The organism is Desertivirga brevis (genome assembly GCF_017355835.1).
In genome coordinates this window covers 1-873 of sequence record NZ_JAFEWF010000025.1, presented here as the reverse complement: position 1 = coordinate 873, position 873 = coordinate 1, and the positions used below count along the sequence as shown (strand labels likewise).

The window sequence follows — 873 nt, the reverse complement described above, 5'->3', positions numbered from 1 at the left end:
ACCGCAAGGAGCGTCCTAGGGTAAAACCGGTAATTGGGGCTAAGTCGTAACAAGGTAGCCGTACCGGAAGGTGCGGCTGGAATACCTCCTTTCTAGAGCCGATGGAATTGCCCGTTATGTTACAGATGATTTCTTAAAGAAAAAAAAGACAACCCAAAAAGATAAGCCGTTCAGGTAGTAAGAAACCCGAGCCGGCGAGATTGTAAGAGAAATTACGAATTACGATTTACGAGTTACGATTACCGTGCAAAAGCCAAAATCGTCAATCAAAAATCTACAATCGTAAATCCACAGTCCCGTAGCTCAGCTTGGTTAGAGCACTACACTGATAATGTAGGGGTCAGCAGTTCAAATCTGCTCGGGACTACAGAGGGCAATGAAAGAAGGTTAGAAGGAAAGAATGATAGAATAACAGTAAAAAAAGATATTCACTCATTCAATCACTTACTCATTCACTCATTAAATTCTTATTGGGGAATTAGCTCAGCTGGCTAGAGCACCTGCCTTGCACGCAGGGGGTCAACGGTTCGAATCCGTTATTCTCCACTAGTTTATCATGCGAGATGATAAAATAACATATTGAAATGGAAGTTAGCGATAATTGGCGCTAGAGCATCCCGATTTACATCGGGAGGGTCAACGGTTCGAATCCGTTATTCTCCACGTTCAAGCAGAAAGCCAAAAGCAGAGAGCATAAAGCGACTAACAAGAAGCTTTAAGCTTTAACCTTTCAGCTTTCAGCTTAGAAAAGTTCTTTGACATATTGGAAGAAGTAATTGTAAGAGAAGACAACAGTTAGGTGACGGTAGCAATACCAGAACTAACAAAAGCATACTTACCTGAGCAAAAGCAGGTAAAGTAGAAGAAAGTAAG

At 41.7% G+C, this 873-nt stretch carries 2 tRNA genes and 1 rRNA gene; all 3 read left to right on the top strand.

From position 1 onward, the window contains the following. Positions 1 to 92 (top strand): 16S ribosomal RNA (locus J4N25_RS26690); the annotation flags it as partial. Positions 93 to 292: 200 nt separating this feature from the next. Further along, positions 293 to 367 (top strand) — tRNA-Ile (locus J4N25_RS26685). A gap of 105 nt (positions 368 to 472) precedes the next feature. Then, positions 473 to 546, top strand: a tRNA-Ala gene (locus J4N25_RS26680). Positions 547 to 873: the final 327 nt, after the last annotated feature.